Source organism: Arthrobacter sp. BGA-UO-ETr-C19 (assembly GCF_059568005.1).
This window is the reverse complement of sequence record NZ_JCAQPC010000012.1, coordinates 21,931-37,345: the sequence shown is the minus strand read 5'-3', so window position 1 is coordinate 37,345 and position 15,415 is coordinate 21,931. Positions and strand designations below refer to the sequence as shown.

Annotated in this window: 12 protein-coding genes; 9 read left to right on the top strand and 3 right to left on the bottom strand. The window is 68.2% G+C overall.

Features of this window, described 5'->3' with window-relative positions; translation table 11 throughout:
- The first annotated feature begins 2 nt into the window (after positions 1-2).
- The 5 genes from AC57BR_RS05850 to AC57BR_RS05830 all read left to right on the top strand — a co-directional run bounded on the left by AC57BR_RS05850 (position 3) and on the right by AC57BR_RS05830 (position 9,081).
- Positions 3-707, top strand: coding sequence for a hypothetical protein (locus tag AC57BR_RS05850; protein ID WP_496358830.1), 705 nt, complete (start codon positions 3-5; stop codon positions 705-707).
- Positions 704-5,176 carry a type VII secretion EssC family protein gene (locus AC57BR_RS05845; RefSeq protein WP_496358829.1) on the top strand — a complete coding sequence of 1,491 codons (4,473 nt, stop codon included), beginning with the start codon at positions 704-706 and terminating at the stop codon, positions 5,174-5,176. Before AC57BR_RS05850 ends, AC57BR_RS05845 begins: the two co-directional genes overlap by 4 nt.
- An 88-nt stretch (positions 5,177-5,264) precedes the next feature.
- Positions 5,265-5,903, top strand: coding sequence for a hypothetical protein (locus AC57BR_RS05840; protein ID WP_496358827.1), 639 nt, complete (start codon positions 5,265-5,267; stop codon positions 5,901-5,903).
- Between the two features lie 50 nt (positions 5,904-5,953).
- Positions 5,954-8,245, top strand: a complete 2,292-nt coding sequence (ligA, locus tag AC57BR_RS05835; RefSeq protein ID WP_496358826.1) for an NAD-dependent DNA ligase LigA — start codon at positions 5,954-5,956, stop codon at positions 8,243-8,245.
- Positions 8,242-9,081: an inositol monophosphatase family protein gene (locus tag AC57BR_RS05830; protein WP_496358825.1), complete on the top strand. Its 840-nt coding sequence runs from the start codon at positions 8,242-8,244 to the stop codon at positions 9,079-9,081. Before ligA ends, AC57BR_RS05830 begins: the two co-directional genes overlap by 4 nt.
- A gap of 48 nt (positions 9,082-9,129) precedes the next feature.
- Here AC57BR_RS05830 and AC57BR_RS05825 read toward each other — a convergent pair whose 3' ends face one another.
- A complete protein-coding gene (locus AC57BR_RS05825; protein WP_496358824.1) occupies positions 9,130-9,642 on the bottom strand; it encodes a cupin domain-containing protein in 513 nt (170 codons plus the stop codon).
- 176 nt (positions 9,643-9,818) lie between these two features.
- Here AC57BR_RS05825 and AC57BR_RS05820 point away from each other — a divergent pair, with 176 nt between their 5' ends.
- Together AC57BR_RS05820 and AC57BR_RS05815 are read left to right on the top strand one after the other, a co-directional pair.
- Positions 9,819-10,331, top strand: a complete 513-nt coding sequence (locus tag AC57BR_RS05820; RefSeq protein ID WP_496358823.1) for a GNAT family N-acetyltransferase — start codon at positions 9,819-9,821, stop codon at positions 10,329-10,331.
- Between the two features lie 38 nt (positions 10,332-10,369).
- Entirely contained in the window at positions 10,370-10,753 is a 384-nt protein-coding gene (locus tag AC57BR_RS05815) for a RidA family protein (protein WP_003802026.1), read from the top strand.
- Positions 10,754-10,835: 82 nt separating this feature from the next.
- Here the strand turns inward: AC57BR_RS05815 and AC57BR_RS05810 are convergent, their stop codons facing one another.
- Together AC57BR_RS05810 and AC57BR_RS05805 are read right to left on the bottom strand one after the other, a co-directional pair.
- Positions 10,836-11,498, bottom strand: a complete 663-nt coding sequence (locus AC57BR_RS05810) for a response regulator (protein WP_003802029.1) — start codon at positions 11,496-11,498, stop codon at positions 10,836-10,838.
- A gap of 42 nt (positions 11,499-11,540) precedes the next feature.
- Positions 11,541-13,268 (bottom strand): sensor histidine kinase, encoded by a 1,728-nt coding sequence (locus AC57BR_RS05805; RefSeq protein ID WP_496358822.1) that lies wholly within the window; start codon positions 13,266-13,268, stop codon positions 11,541-11,543.
- A 209-nt stretch (positions 13,269-13,477) separates the two neighbouring features.
- Between AC57BR_RS05805 and AC57BR_RS05800 the strand changes: the two genes are divergently transcribed.
- The gene (locus tag AC57BR_RS05800; RefSeq protein WP_496358821.1) at positions 13,478-14,971 is read left to right on the top strand and encodes a CitMHS family transporter; all 1,494 of its coding nucleotides are present in this window, start codon (positions 13,478-13,480) and stop codon (positions 14,969-14,971) included.
- A gap of 144 nt (positions 14,972-15,115) precedes the next feature.
- A complete protein-coding gene (gene gatC, locus AC57BR_RS05795; RefSeq protein WP_496358819.1) occupies positions 15,116-15,412 on the top strand; it encodes an Asp-tRNA(Asn)/Glu-tRNA(Gln) amidotransferase subunit GatC in 297 nt (98 codons plus the stop codon).
- Positions 15,413-15,415: the final 3 nt, after the last annotated feature.

Sequence of the window (15,415 nt, the reverse complement as noted above, 5' to 3'; positions counted from 1 at the left end):
ACATGGGAGACCTGGCCATAGATTTCTGCGGCGAGTGGTACGAACCGACCGATGAGGACATCTTCAGCATCGGCCGCGAGGGCGACCTCGAGGTGGACGACAACCCGTACCTGCACCGCCGCTTCCTGCAGATTGCCAGGTACGACGGCATCTGGTGGCTCAGCAACGTGGGCAGCCGGCTCTCCGCCACGGTGGCCGACGGATCCGGCGGCATGCAGGCCTGGCTCTCACCCGGGGCCCGGCTGCCGCTCGTCTTCAGCCACACCAGCATCATCTTCACGGCCGGACCCACCACCTACGAGTTCGCCGTCCACCTGAAAACGCCGTCGTTCCGGCAGGAGACCAGCAGCGAAACCAGCGGCGGCGACACCACGATCGGCCCGGTGGTCTTCACGGACTCCCAAAAAGCACTCATCGTGGCGCTCGCCGAGCCCATGCTCCGGCGCGAAGGAACCGGATTCAGCGCCATTCCATCCTCCGCAGAGGCGGCCCGGTCCCTGGGCTGGGCCATCACCCGGTTCAACCGGAAGCTGGACAACGTGTGCGACAAACTGGACCGGGCCGGGGTGGCCGGCCTTCGTGCCGGGGGCGGCAAGCTGGCCACCAACCGCCGGGCACGCCTCGTGGAGCACGCGGTCACCTCGCACCTGGTCACCGCCGACGACCTCCACCTGCTGGAAAAGATGCGCGGGGACGGCGAAGCATGAGGATCCGACTGACCCTGCGCCGGGATCCTGCCGAGGCCAAGGACCTGGCGGTCACCGTGGACGGCCGCGCCACCGTTGCGGACATCGCCACCGAGTTGTGGACGGCCGATCCCGCCCGGCGGCAGGAGCCCGCTCCGCCGAACCTTTCACTCCGGATCGACGAGGCATTCGTGGCCGGGGGTATGCGCGGCATCGTCCTCGACCGGGCGGACAACCTCCTCGAATCCGGGCTGCGGCCCGGGTCGGTTGTTTCGCTTACCCAGGTGAGCGACCAGTTCGGTAACCCGAACGACGCCGGCGCTGCCGCGGACCGCGGGCCCGCCGCGGCGACGCTCCGGATCGTCTCCGGGCCCAACGCCGGCCGGGAGTTTTCGCTGCCCTCCGGCACCAGCTACATCGGACGGGACCGGAACGTGGACGTCCGGCTCACCGACCCCCTGACGTCGAAGCGGCACGCCCGCATCACGGTGGGGGAGAGCATCGAGATCGTGGACACGAACTCCGCCAACGGCCTCCAGATGGACGGGCTGCCGGTCACCCGGGCCACCCTGAATTCCTCCGACACCGTAACCCTGGGCGACACCGAGCTGACCGTGGTGCCGCTGGCGCGCAGCGGCGCGGCAGCTCCGACGTCGCCCCTGGTGGACTTCAACCGTTCACCCCGGGTGGTCCCCCGGTTCGCCCCCGGCAAGCGGGTGCCCCCGGCCGGACCCAAGCGGCAGGACCACCACCCCTTCCCCTACATCATGCTCATCGCCCCGCTGATGATGGGCGCGGTGCTGTTCGCGGTCACCCAAAGCCTGCTCTCCATGCTGTTCATGCTGATGATGCCGCTGTTCATCGTGGGCCACTACGTGGACCAGAAGCTGCAAAACAAGCGTGAACGCAAGGAGCAGCTGAAGCAGTTCAGGGAGGCCATGGCAGCCTTCCGGCAGGACACCACCGAGCTGCAGCGCGTGGAGCGGGCCGTCCGGCTCCAGGAAGCGCCGTCCGTCAGTGACACGGTCGACTCCATTTACAAGCTTGGCCCCCTGCTCTGGACCCACCGGCCCGAACACTCCGGCTTCCTGGCCCTCCGGTTCGGGCTGGGCACGGTGCCGTCCCGGATTCCGTTCGAGGAGCCGAACACCGCGGAAACCGAGACGGAGTACCGGCGCGAGGTCGAGGACTGCCTGGACCAGTTCCGGCACATCGAGGGCGTGCCGGTGGTATCCCAGCTGCGGTCCGCCGGCTCCTTCGGCCTCGCCGGGCCGCGCGGACTCGTCGATGACGTGGCACGGGGAGTGGTGCTCCAGCTCGTGGGCCTGCATTCCCCCGCGGAAGTAGCCGTTGCCGCCGTCACCTCGGCACGGTCCAGGGAACGCTGGAACTGGCTGCAGTGGCTGCCGCACGTCGGCTCGAGCCACAGCCCGCTCGCCGGCGACCACCTTGCTGCCGGCTCGGCAGGCGGCACCAGCCTGCTGGCCCGCCTCGAGGACCTTGTGGAACTCCGGGAAACTGCGATGCGTTCGCACAGCCCAGCGCAGGGCCCCGCGCAGCGGCCCGGCGTCCTCGAAGAAACCGCGGACGTTCCGCCGCCGGTGCTGCCCTCGGTGCTGGTGATCGTCGAGGATGACGCGCCGGTGGACCGCGGCCGGCTGACCCGGCTCGTGGAGCGCGGACCCGATACCGGTGTCCACGTGCTGTGGGTGGCTGCCGGCGTCGAATCCCTTCCGGCGGCCTGCCGTGACTTCATGGCGGTGGACGGCGAGCACGGCACCACCACCGGCCAGGTCCGGCTGGGACGCCACACCTACCCCGTGAGCTGCGAAAGCCTCGACGCCGAACTGGCCGGCCAGCTGGCCCGCATGCTCTCGCCGGTGGTCGACGCGGGCAAGCCGGTGGAGGATGACTCGAACCTGCCGCGCGCCGTGTCCTATGCCGCGCTGGTGGGCAAGGACTTCCTGGACAACCCGCAGGCCGTGGCCGAACGCTGGCAGGAGAACAACTCCGTCCGCTCCACCGCCGTTGCCAACCGCAAGGACAACGGCTCGCTGCGTGCCCTCGTGGGGTCCAAGGGCGTGGAGCCCCTGCACCTGGACCTCAAGAACGAGGGACCGCACGCGCTGGTGGGCGGTACCACCGGCGCCGGCAAGTCCGAGTTCCTGCAGTCCTGGGTGATGGGCATGGCCACTGCCTACAGCCCTGACCGCGTCAGCTTCCTGTTCGTGGACTACAAGGGCGGCGCCGCGTTTGCCGACTGCGTCCACCTCCCGCACACCGTGGGCCTGGTCACCGACCTCTCGCCGCACCTGGTGCGCCGCGCCCTGACCTCGCTGCGGGCCGAGCTCCATTACCGGGAACACCTGCTCAACAGGAAGAAGGCCAAGGACCTGCTCGCGCTCCAGCGCGAGGCCGATCCGGAGGCCCCGCCCTACCTGGTGATCGTGGTGGATGAATTCGCGGCCCTGGCCACCGAGGTGCCCGAGTTCGTGGACGGCGTGGTTGACGTTGCCGCCCGCGGCCGGTCCCTTGGGCTGCACCTGATTCTCGCCACCCAGCGGCCCGCCGGCGTCATCAAGGAAAGCCTGCGTGCCAACACCAACCTTCGGGTGGCGCTGCGCATGGCCGACGAGGACGACGCCACGGACATCCTCGGCGTTCCGGACGCCGCATACTTCGACCCCTCCATCCCGGGCCGCGGCGCGGCGAAAACCGGTCCGGGCCGCATCCAGGGTTTCCAGACCGGCTACGCCGGCGGCTGGACCACCGAACGCCCGCAGCGCCCGCAGATCGACATCGTGGAGATGGCCTTCGGGTCGGGTCCCGCGTGGGAAACACCGGCCCCCGAGACCAGCGTGCAGGACGAACCCGCCGGGCCGAACGACATCGCCAGGATGACCGCCAACGTCATTGCCGCCGCTGACCTGCTGGCCATCGAGCCGCCGCGGAAGCCGTGGCTGAACCAGCTGGCCACGACGTACGACTTCTCCCTGCTGCCCAACCCGCGCACCGATGAACGGCTCCTTCTGGGAGTTGCGGACGACCCCGCACACCAGGACCAGCCCACTGTCTTCTATGAGCCGGACAAAGACGGCAACATGGCCATCTACGGCACGGGCGGCTCGGGCAAATCCGCCGCGCTGCGGGGGATCGCCATCGCGGCTGCCGTCACGCCCCGCGGCGGCCCCGTCCACGTCTACGGGATCGACTGCGGCTCCGCCGGGCTCAAGATGCTTGAGGAGCTCCCGCACGTGGGCGGAATCATCGACGGCGACGACGTGGAGCGTGTGGGCAGGCTCCTGCGCTGGCTCGGCGACCTCGCCGAGGACCGGGCGAGCCGTTTCGCCGAGGTGCGTGCCTCCACCATCGGCGAGTACCGCACGCTCGCCGGCCGGCCGGATGAAAAGCGCATCTTCGTGCTGGTCGACGGCATGTCGGCCTTCCGCGAGGCCTACGAGTACAGCAAGCTCTCGGGCCTCTGGGACCTCTTCCTGCAGCTGGCGACGGACGGCCGTCCCCTGGGCATCCACCTCGTTGTCACCGGTGACCGCCCCAACTCCGTCCCGGCGTCGTTGCTCGCCTCCATCCAGCGGCGGCTGGTCCTCCGGCTGTCCGCCGAGGACGACTACCTGACCATGGACGTGCCGAAGGACGTCCTCGGCAAGGCCTCGCCTCCCGGCCGCGGGCTGCTCGGCGGCCACGAGGTGCAGCTCGCCGTCCTCGGCGGCAACTCCAACCTGGCCCTGCAGGCGCGCGAAGTCCACAAACTCAGCGCGGCCATGCTCCGCCAGGGCGTGGAAAGGGCTCCGCGGATCGAGCGGCTGCCCGAGCAGATCGACCTGGACATCCTGCCTGCCGGACTCCCGGACCTTCCCGTGATCGGTGTGGACGACGAAACACTGCAGCCCGCCACGCTCATGGCCAAGGGGCCCCTGCTGCTCGCCGGCCCGCCCGGCGCCGGCCGCACCGTGGCCCTGGTGACCATGGCCTACGCGCTGCGCCGGTCCAACCCCGACGCCGAACTGGTATACCTTGCCGCCAGGAAGTCCGCCGTGGCGTCCCTGCCGGTCTGGGACCGCTCGCTGGTGGGGGCCGACGACGTCGAGGAGGCGGTGGAAGCGCTCACCGACCACGCCTCGGCCAATCCGGGCAAGGTGGCCATCTTCATCGAGGGACTCACGGAGTTCACGGACACCCTGGCCGAGTCCGGCATCGAAAGGCTCGTGGCGGCGTCCATCAAGGCCGACCAGTGGGTGGTGGGGGAATCCGAAACCTCCACCTGGTCATCGGCGTGGTCGCTAGCGCAACCGTTCAAGTCGGGCAGGAGGGGACTGCTGATCAATCCGGGCGACATCGACGGCGACAGCCTCCTCAATACTTCACTCGGACGGGTCGGCACCGACTTCATTCCGGGACGCGGCTACATCGTTGGCAGGGGCAAGGTGCGCAAGCTCCAGATCGCGCTGCCGCCGGAAAACCGGCAGTAGCCGATTTGGCGCGCCGCGCCGGACTGTAGGAAGATACCCGGGACACAACTCGGCGCAGGGTATCCTGCGCGGCTGCAAAGGTACTTCCATGATCCGAACCACCCGTCTGCGGGGCGCGCTGCTGCCCGGAATTACCACCGCCATGCTGGCTTTTACGGTTGTGGCCGGCGCCGCCGGAGCGGCCCAGGCGGCCTGCCTGCCGGAGCAACAGTGCTCTGCATCCCCGGTACCCACCGCCCCGCCGGCGTCCCCGGCTCCGACGACGACGGCGGCTCCCGTCCCGACGCCTGCTCCGGCGCCGCCGCCGGCGCAAAAGGCGCCGGCACCTGCTCCGGCACCCGTGCAGCCCGTGGCGCCTGCGGCGCCGCGCGTTGCCCCGGCACCGGCGCGGCCTGCTCCCGTGCCCACCCTCACACCCTTAGTCGCCCCAACATTCAATGGCGGAGTGGCGGCCGACGCAGTTCAGGTGGCAACACCCGCGGCCGTTCCGGTCACCCCTGCCTCCTCCAGCCCGGGACCGTCGTCGTCCACGACCACGACCGAGTCCAGCTGGACCAAACCGATCGCCACGGCGGCGGCCAGCCAGGCCGCCGCGGTCGTGTCCGTGGAAAAGAGTTCCGGCATCGGCATCTTCGGGCTGTTCGCCATCATGGGCGGCGTCCTCCTGGTGGGCCTGGGCGGACTGGCCTTCGCCCTGTGGAGCCGGAACCGCCCCGGTCACTGGTAGGCGGCCCGCCGCCTCGGCAAAATGTCCGGGCTGTAAGGCAAGATAGGTCTGTGAGCACACCATCAGGCCCCACAGACAGCGCAGCCACCGGAACGGACCAGCTTGAGCCGGAAGCCATTCCCTCGGAGTCCGTACGGGATGAGTACGAGAACCTGGCGGACCTCGTCCGGAAGTACCGCTTCGCGTACTACCAGGAGGACGAGCCACTCGTCTCCGATGCCGAGTTCGACGCTCTCTTCCGCCGGCTGGAGGAACTCGAGGCGCTGCATCCGGAGCTCGTTTCCAATGACTCGCCCACCCAGGAGGTCGGCGGCGAAGTGTCCGCGGCGTTTGCCGCCGTCGAACACCTCCAGCGGATGTACAGCCTGGAGGATGTGTTCTCCATCGGGGAACTCGAGGCCTGGATCGCCAAGGCCGAGGCAAGCGTCGCCAAGCTCGGCAACGGCAGCGCCGGCCCCACCTGGCTCACCGAACTCAAGATCGACGGCCTGGCGGTCAACCTGCTGTACCGCGACGGCAAACTCGTCCGCGCGGCCACCCGCGGAGACGGCTACACGGGCGAGGACATCACGCACAACGTGCTGACCATCAAGGAAATCCCGCAGCAGCTGAGCGGCGGAAACTTCCCGGCCGAAATGGAGGTCCGCGGCGAAGTCTTCATCCCGTCCCAGGCCTTTGCCGAATTCAACGAAGCACTGATCGAGGCCGGGAAGGCGCCCCTGGCCAACCCACGCAACGCCGCGGCCGGGTCGCTGCGCCAGAAGGACCCGGCGGAAACCGCCAAGCGCCCGCTGCGCATGTACGTCCACGGCATCGGCGCCCGTGAAGGGCTGGCAACGGTAAGCCAGTCGGACACCTACCGCCAGCTCGCCGAGTGGGGCCTGCCCACCAGCCCATACTTCGAGCTCCTCGGGAGCCTCAAGGAAGTCCTCGACTTCATCAAGCGCTACGGCGACAAGCGGCACAGCCTCACCCACGAAATCGACGGCATTGTGGTCAAGGTGGACGACTTCGCCACCCAGCGTGCCCTCGGATATACGTCCCGCGTGCCCCGCTGGGCCGTGGCCTACAAGTATCCGCCGGAGGAAGTCCACACTAAGCTGCTGGACATTGCCGTGAACGTGGGCCGCACCGGCCGGGTCACCCCCTTCGGCATCATGGAGCCCGTCAAGGTGGCCGGTTCCACCGTGGGCATGGCCACCCTGCACAACCAGGATGTGGTCAAGGCCAAGGGCGTGAAGATCGGCGACATCGTGGTGCTGCGCAAGGCCGGGGACGTCATCCCGGAGATTGTGGGGCCCGTCCTTGCCCTCCGCGACCAGCAGGATCCGCCGGTCCGGGACTTCGTCATGCCCACAGAATGCCCTTCCTGCGGCACGCCGCTTGCCCCCGGGAAGGAAGGGGACGTGGATATCCGCTGCCCCAACTCGCGCTCCTGCCCGGCGCAGCTGCGTGAACGTGTGTTCCATGTTGCCAGCCGTGGCGCCTTCGACATTGAGGCGCTTGGCTGGGAGGCCGCCATCGCGCTGACCCAGCCGGCCGAGCCGGAAACCCCGCCGCTTACCAGCGAGGCCACCCTGTTCCGGCTGACGCGGGAGGACCTCGCCGGGGTCCGCATCCGGCGCGAGAAGCGGTCCAAGGGTGTGGGCACGGGTGAATTCGAGCTGGTTCCGTATTTCTTCAGCAAGGGCACGGCCAAGTCGCCGTCGAAGCCGACGGCCACCACCGAAAAGCTCTTCGCCGAACTGGAGAAAGCCAAAACCCAGCCGCTGTGGCGTGTGCTCGTTGCGCTGTCCATCCGGCATGTCGGGCCGCGGGCATCGAGGGCGCTCGCCACGGCGTTCGGATCGATGGATGCCATCCGGCAGGCCAGCGAAGAGCAGCTCGCCCACGTCGACGGCGTGGGCCCGGTCATCGCCGCGGCCCTGAAGGAATGGTTCGCCGAGGACTGGCACCGCGAAATCGTTGACACCTGGGCAGCCGACGGCGTGCGGATGAAGGACGAGCAGGACGAATCCATTCCGCGGACCCTGGAAGGGCTGACCATCGTGGTGACCGGAAGCCTCGAAGGCTTCAGCCGCGACGAGGCCAAGGAGGCCATACTCGTCCGGGGCGGCAAGGCAGCAGGTTCCGTCTCAAAGAACACCAGCTACGTCGTGGCGGGGGAGAACGCCGGAACCAAGCTGGACAAGGCCGAGCAGCTGGGCCTGCCGGTGCTGGACGAGGACGGGTTCCGCGAGCTGCTGGCCAACGGGCCGGCGCCTGCCGGGGAAAATAGTGTGGCGGAGGCTGAGGATCCCGGGGCAACCGGCAATCCGCGCGACCAGGAGGATTCCGAATGACGCAAAACCTGACCGGACACCAAGACCTCAACGGGCTGCTCGCTGTAGCCAAGGCGGCCGCCGCCGCCGGTGCCGGTGTTCTCGCCGAACGCAGCCACGGAGCCCTGGACTCAGGGACGGTGACCAACAAGGGCGAAGCCGGGGACTGGGTTACCGCCTTCGATGTTGCCGCGGAGGAAGCCGTGCGCACGGCCATCCGCAGCGCGCGTCCCGGCGACGCGATCACCGGCGAGGAACACGGGACAACCCGCCCGGAGGAACCGACCGGGCTGCGGTGGTCCATTGACCCGCTCGACGGCACCACCAACTTCATCCGCAATATCGTCTACTACGCCACCTCGGTGGCCGTTGCCGATTCCGACGGCGTGTGGCTCGCCGGCGTCGTCCACGCCCCCGCGCTGGGGCGCGTGTACTACGCCTCAAGGGGACAGGGCGCGTGGCTGGAGCAGGACGGGAAACGGGTCCAGCTCACCGGTCCGGTTCCCGGCCGCACCGGCCAGATCCTGTCCACCGGCTTCAGCTATGACCCTGAGGTGCGCGCGGAGCAGTTTGCAGCGCTGGGGAGCTTTGTGGACGGCTTTGCGGACGTGCGGCGGCTCGGCTCGGCGGCCCTGGATCTCTGCATGGTTGCCGACGGCACTGTCGATGCCTTCGGCGAGCGGGGACTGAATGAGCACGACTTCGCCGCCGGCGCGCTTGTGGCCGAGGAAGCCGGATGCTGGGTCCGGCGTCCCCGGCTCACCAGCCCGCTCGACGGCGGACCCTCCGCCGAGGAACGGCTGTCCGCCTGGACCTGCGCGGGCACCCTGGAGATGTCCGGCACGTTCCCGCTCTAGCCAGGTGCTCCGCGGCGCCGGGGCCAATTACGGCCCGGGCGGGGTGGGTTACATGCGCGGCGGCGTCAGGTTGTAGCGCGCGATTATGTCCGGCAGCCAAGGCGCCTCGGCGAAGCGCAGGCCGAAGTGGGCCGCGAGTTTCTCGATCGTCTCGGGGTCCGGAAGCCCGGCTTCGATGTGGTTGGCAAGCCCCCAGAAGAAGTGCTCAAATCCGGCCGGGCTGATCACCTCAATCATCCGGGCAGGCACCTTGCCCGCGTTCCACATGGTGTGAAGTTCATTCCGTGGCTTTGTGATGTACCCGCCGGCACCCAGGACCGCCTCGCGGTCACCGGACCGGAATCCTATTTCGCCCTCGATGACGATCGAGTATTCGTCTTCGCGGGTGTGGATGTGCGGAGGCACCAGTGCGCCGACCGGGAACGGGTGCTCCACGATCGAGAGCTTTTGGTCTGTGTGCTCTCCGAAGAGCTTGAACACGACCCCGATGCCGCCAAGCGGTGCCTCTCGTCCCTCACCGGGCTGCACGACGGTAAGTCGCGGAGCCCCTTCCTCGTTCATGGCTCGTCCCTTCAATCGGTGATGCGGTGCACGCATTATCGTCCCGGCGACGGTGCGGGTCCATACCGAAAACACAGCAGAGACCAGCCGGCTCCATCAGTGTGGAACGTGATAGTTCAGTCACGGAAACAGCTGTTTCGCAGGGCGCATCGGCCGGCCGGCACTACCATTGACGGGTGCAGCCGCAGATCACCGTCCGTCCCGCCGTCCCCGCCGACTTTGCGGCCATCGCCCGCATCACCCGGGACGCCTACCTGGCGGCCGGCTACTTCGAGACCGCGGACCATCCGTACATGAAGCAGATCCAGGACGTGGCCACCCGCGCGGACCGGGCCACCATCTGGGTGGCGGAGCGCGCCGGCACGGTCGTCGGATCCGTGACGCTGGCGCTGGCCGGTGAGAAGTATGCCGATATCGCGCTGGACGACGAGCTTGAGTTCCGCATGCTGGTAGTGGATCCGGCCGTGCAGCGCAGTGGTGCCGGACTGGCCATGGTCGAAGCGATTATTGCGCACGCCAGATCGCTGGACGGGATCCGTGCCGTGGCACTGACCACCGGCGGGACCTGGGAGAGCGCCCACGGGCTGTACCGGAAAACAGGCTTCCGGCGGGTGCCCGAGCGCGACTGGTATGTGCCCGGCACCGACATAAAGCTGCTGGTTTTCAGGCTCGACGTCCAGCCCGCCTAGAGTGGAGCCGACTTAAAACGACTAGTGAAAGGCGCAGCATGCGCAAGACGTTTGGCACCGGCTCGGTCTGGGAACAGAAGCTCGGCTACTCCCGCGCGGTCCAGGTGGACAACACGCTCTACATCTCGGCGACCTCGGCCAGCGGCGAGAACGGGATCGTCGGCAGCGACTTCTACGAGCAGACCCGGTTCATCCTGCAGAAGCTGGAGACCGTCCTGGCCGACGCCGGATTCGCGCTAGCCGACGTCGTGCAGTCCAAGCTGTACCTGACGGACATCAGCAAGTGGGAGGATGCCGGCCGTGCACACGGCGAGGTCTTCGGCGAGATCCGCCCCACGCTGTCGCTGGTCCACGTGCTGCCGTTCCTGGACCCGGAGATGCTCGTGGAGATCGAGCTCGTCGCGCAGAAGAGCGCCAGCTAGCCGGTTCCAACCGCGCGAACTGGCAGCAGATGCCCCCAAATCCACGTTTTGAGGGCATTACCTGCCAGTTCGCGCTGCGGGGCTAAGATGCCGGGAGGCCGTAGCGGTGTTCGGGCCGGCCGGTGGTGCCGTAGCGGAGCTGGATCTCGACCGCGCCGTCGTCAGCCAGCGAGGACAGGTACCGCTGGGCGGTGGCCCGGGACACGCCAACCCGCCGCGCGACGTCGGCCGCCGAGTACTGCTCGCCGGGAATCAGCGACTCCAGCACCGCCGCCTCCGTCGCCGACCGCGGCTTGGCCGACGGCGAGACGTCACCCGGAATGAGCGCCCGCTTCGCCCGCTCAACGGTGTCCTGGTCCAGGGCACCCGGCTGGCCAAGGATCCGCCGGTACCGGGCATAGGACCGCAGCTGCTGGGACAGGGATTCGGCCGTGAACGGTTTGAGCAGGTACCCGAGGGCGCCCCGCCGGAAGGCCGTCCGCAGCGACGCGGCGTCCGATGCCGCACTGAGAATCATGGTGTCAACGTCCAGTTGGTGCAGGAGATCCAGGCCCGAGGCGTCCGGCAGGTACACATCCAGCAGCACCAGGTCCGGGCGCAGGCTGTGGATGGACTGCAGGGCCAGCGACGCCGAACCCGCCGGCGGCAGCGCCAGGAACCCTGCCACGGAATCCACATAGGCGGCATGGAGTTTGGCGACGTGGAAGTCGTCGTCCACGATCAGCACCCTGAAATCCTCAGACATCCTTGTCCTTCCGTCCGCTACCCATCAGTCTTTCCTTGGCCATCAGTCTTTCCGCGCCGTGGTGGTTCCCGGCAGCGTGGCCATGAACACGGCGCCGGGTCCGCCAACGTTCCCCGGTTCCAGCACGGTAACGTCGCCGCCGCGCCGCCGCGCCAGTTGCCGTGCGAGAGCCAGACCCAGGCCCTGGCCGCCTCCGGCGCGGGCCTGTCCCTGAAGACCATGGCCAGTCGCCGTCGTGAACCCCTCGGCGAACACCGCCTCCGGATCGCCGCCGTCCGGCAGCCCGTCACCGGAGTCGGCGACGACGACGTGCAGGGTACCGCCGCCGTCGCCCTCGTCATCGAGCAGCTCAAGCTCCACCCAGCGCTCGGCGGCCGTGCCGGCCACCGCCGCGTTGACCGCGTTGTCGATCAGGTTTCCGAGGACGGTAGTGACGTCCTGCGGCTCCGTCACCTGGCCCCGCACCAGGGTTTCCGGCCCGATCCGCAACGATACCCCCCGCTCATCGGCCTCCACGCCCTTGGCGCCGATGAAGGCCTGCAGATACGGGTCCTGCAGCAGTTCGGCCTGGTCCACGGGGAACTTGAGCGGGCCCGTGGCGGCGAGCCGCTCAAGGTAATTCCGCGCCTGCTGGTGCTGGCCGATACTCATGAACCCGGCGATCGTGTGCAGCTGGTTGGCAAACTCGTGCCGCTGGGCACGGAGGGCTGTGGACATGGTGCCCACGGCGTCGAGCTGCCGGGTCAGGTGCTGGAGTTCAGTGCGGTCACGGAGCATGACCACCCAACCCAGGTCTTCGCGGCGGTGCAGCGCCTTCCGCGCGCTGGCCACAAGGACCTGTTCGCCCGCCACCAGTTCCACCGCCTCGCCTTCCCGGGCATCGGGCAGAGTCAGGGCCCTGAGCCGGGCCGGCACCGGGGCATCCTGCCAGAGCTGGCCCGCGAGGTCCGGCTGGCCGAGGAGCCGCTGGGCGGCCGCGTTGAACACGCTGATCCGGCCGTCGGCGGAGATGCCCACGACACCTTCATCCACACCCTCCAGGACCGCCACCTGATCATGCACCAGCGCGCCGATTTCCTCCGGTTCCAGGCCGAGCGTGAGCCGCTGCAGCCGGCGCCGCAGCAGGAACGACGCCAGGACGCCTGCCACCAGCGAGCCGGCTGCGGTCAGCACGATCGGCACGATGTCCCGGGCGAGGCTCTGCCCGATGGACTCGGTGGAATAGCCCACGCTGACCTCGCCCACCACAGTCCGTGAAGCGGAACCCGAATCGGAAGCCGAACCCGTGCCAGGTGCAAAGACGGGGACCTTCGCCCCGGCCGACGGACCCAGCGTGCCGGTGTTGCGGGTGGTCACCTCGCGGCCGGCAAGCGCCTCGGACGGGTCCGTGCTGACGCGCTCGCCCAGCCGGTCGGCGTCGGGATGGGCCAGCCGGAGGCCTGTTTCGTCGGTGATCACCACGAACAGGGCGCCGGTGCGGGTCCGGGCGCCCTCGGCCACCGCCATGATTGGCCCCGTCTTCAGCTCCGCGGGCGGGGGAGTGCCGGCCTGGCGGCTGATGGCCTGCACGTTGGCACGGACCGAAGGGTCCGAGGCCACGGTCCGGGCCAGCGTCAGTGCCTGGTTTTCCGCCTCACGGCCCAGCCGTTCAAAGGTCAGCCACGCATGCACCGCGCCACTGAGGAGCACAACGAGGAGAACCACGCCCAGCTGCAGCAGCAGGGTCTGGGTGGAGAACCTGAGCGGAAGCCTGCCGGCGGGGCTCATCATGGCACTCCTCTGTGGGTCGGGCGGGCTGCAGAGTGGGCTGGCAGCTGTGTTTGAACGGCGCGGAGGCGTTTGAGCAAAATGCGCAAAATGCTCCCAATAAGCAGTATGCCAATCAATTGAGCCAAAGGCACTGCCGTGACCGGGGCCACTCTAATCTCTGTAGTACGCATCACACCGGGGTGGTGCTGTTCACTTAGAAGGAGCCGGCTGTGCTGGTATTACTTGGATTCGCCATGATCGCGGTTTTCATGGTGCTGATCATGACGAAGAAGTTGACGCCAGTGCTGGCGCTGATCATCGTCCCCACCGTTTTCGGTCTTTTCGCAGGTGCCGGCCTCGGCATCGGCGACATGGTCATGGACTCGATGAAGTCCATGACCTCCACCGCGGCGCTGCTGATGTTCGCCATCATCTACTTCGGCCTGATGATCGACGTCGGGCTGTTCGATCCGCTGGTCCGGTTCATTCTGCGCAAGCTCGGCAATGACCCCGCCAAGGTGGTGCTCGGCACCGCCCTCCTGGCCGCCGCGGTGTCCCTCGATGGCGACGGTTCCACCACCTTCATCCTCACCACCGCCGCCATGCTGCCGATCTACCTCCGCCTGAAGATGAGCCCCGTGGTCCTCACCTGCGTGGCCGGCCTGGCCAACGGCACCATGAACATCGTTCCGTGGGGCGGCCCCACGGCCCGCGCCGCCAGCGCCCTGAAGATCGACGTCAACGAAGTCTTTGTTCCCATGATCCCGTCGCTGATCGCCGGGCTCGCCGTCGTCCTGGTCTTCGCCTGGGTCCTGGGCCTGCAGGAGCGTAACCGCCTCCGCGCCACGCAGCCGGAGATCTGGGGAACGCCGGAGACGGCTGAAGCGTTCGACGGCGGAACCCCCGCCGGCGCCGGCCGCACCGGCCGCGGTGGATCGGGCGGTTCCGGACGTGGGTCTGCACCTGTCCCCGCTACGGGAGGCCCCGCCGTCGGCGGTTCCCCCGAAGGATCATCGGTCGCTGTCCTGGAACGGACCGAGCTCCTGGTCGACGACAGCGACACCGCCATGGCGGACACCGCGCTGGACCCCAACCGCAAGACCCTGCGCCCCAAGCTGCAGTGGTTCAACCTGGCCCTCACCGTTGCCGTCATGGGCATGCTCATCGCCGACCTCGTCCCCCTGCCGTACGTCTTCATGGTGGGCTCGGCCATCGCCCTGCTGGTGAACTTCCCCCACGTCAAGGACCAGGGCGCGCAGCTCGTGGCCCACGCACCGTCGATCGTCGCCGTCGTCAGCATGGTCATGGCAGCTGCAGTCCTCACCGGTGTCCTGAAGGGTACCGGCATGGTTGAAGCGATGTCCGCCTGGCTGGTCCAGATCATCCCGTCCAGCATGGGCCCGCTCATGGCAGTCATCACCGGCGTCCTCAGCATCCCCATGACGTTCTTCATGAGCAACGACGCCTTCTACTTCGGCGTGCTGCCCGTCCTGAGCGAGACCGCAGCCCACTACGGCATCAGCGCCGCCGAGATGGCCCGTGCCTCCATCACCGGCCAGCCGTTCCACATGCAGAGCCCGCTGGTTCCCGCCATCCTGCTCCTGGTCTCCCTGGCCAAGGTAGACCTGGGCGACCACCACAAGAAGGTCCTGTGGCGAAGCGCAGTCGTCGCCCTGGTGATGCTCGCAGTAGCAATCCTGACCGGAGCAATCGGCATCCACTAGCAACCAGTCACCAGCACCAAACAACGCGGGGTCACTTACGGCCCATTCCGGACCTCCGGATGGGCCGTAAGTGACCCCGCGTTGTTCGCCGTCCCGGACACGTAGACTAGTTCGGAAACCCATTCCGAACCTGCAGGGAGATCCATGGCTGCGATCAACCGTGACGACGTCGCGCACCTAGCGCGGCTCGCGCACATTGAGATGAGTGCTGAAGAGCTGGACAGGATGGCCGGCGAACTCGCCGTCATCGTCGACGCGGTGAAATCCGTGAGCGAGGCCGCAGGTGACGGCGTTCCGGCCACTTCGCACCCGATTCCGCTGAGCAACGTGTTCCGCGAGGACGAGGTGGGCCACACCTTCACCGCCCAGCAGGCACTCTCCGGCGCTCCGGACTCGGACGCAGACCGCTTCAAGGTCCCGGCAATCCTGGATGAGGACTAGAAC

Bases quoted from the DNA above. Each gene is read 5' to 3' on its own strand.
- AC57BR_RS05830 (WP_496358825.1), top strand. From the start codon at position 8,242: ATGACGCAAAACCTGACCGGACACCAAGACCTCAACGGGCTGCTCGCT.
- AC57BR_RS05840 (WP_496358827.1), top strand. From the start codon at position 5,265: ATGATCCGAACCACCCGTCTGCGGGGCGCGCTGCTGCCCGGAATTACC.
- AC57BR_RS05845 (WP_496358829.1), top strand. From the start codon at position 704: ATGAGGATCCGACTGACCCTGCGCCGGGATCCTGCCGAGGCCAAGGAC.
- AC57BR_RS05805 (WP_496358822.1), bottom strand. From the start codon at position 13,268: ATGATGAGCCCCGCCGGCAGGCTTCCGCTCAGGTTCTCCACCCAGACC.
- AC57BR_RS05850 (WP_496358830.1), top strand. From the start codon at position 3: ATGGGAGACCTGGCCATAGATTTCTGCGGCGAGTGGTACGAACCGACC.
- AC57BR_RS05815 (WP_003802026.1), top strand. From the start codon at position 10,370: ATGCGCAAGACGTTTGGCACCGGCTCGGTCTGGGAACAGAAGCTCGGC.
- gatC (WP_496358819.1), top strand. From the start codon at position 15,116: ATGGCTGCGATCAACCGTGACGACGTCGCGCACCTAGCGCGGCTCGCG.
- AC57BR_RS05810 (WP_003802029.1), bottom strand. From the start codon at position 11,498: ATGTCTGAGGATTTCAGGGTGCTGATCGTGGACGACGACTTCCACGTC.
- AC57BR_RS05825 (WP_496358824.1), bottom strand. From the start codon at position 9,642: ATGAACGAGGAAGGGGCTCCGCGACTTACCGTCGTGCAGCCCGGTGAG.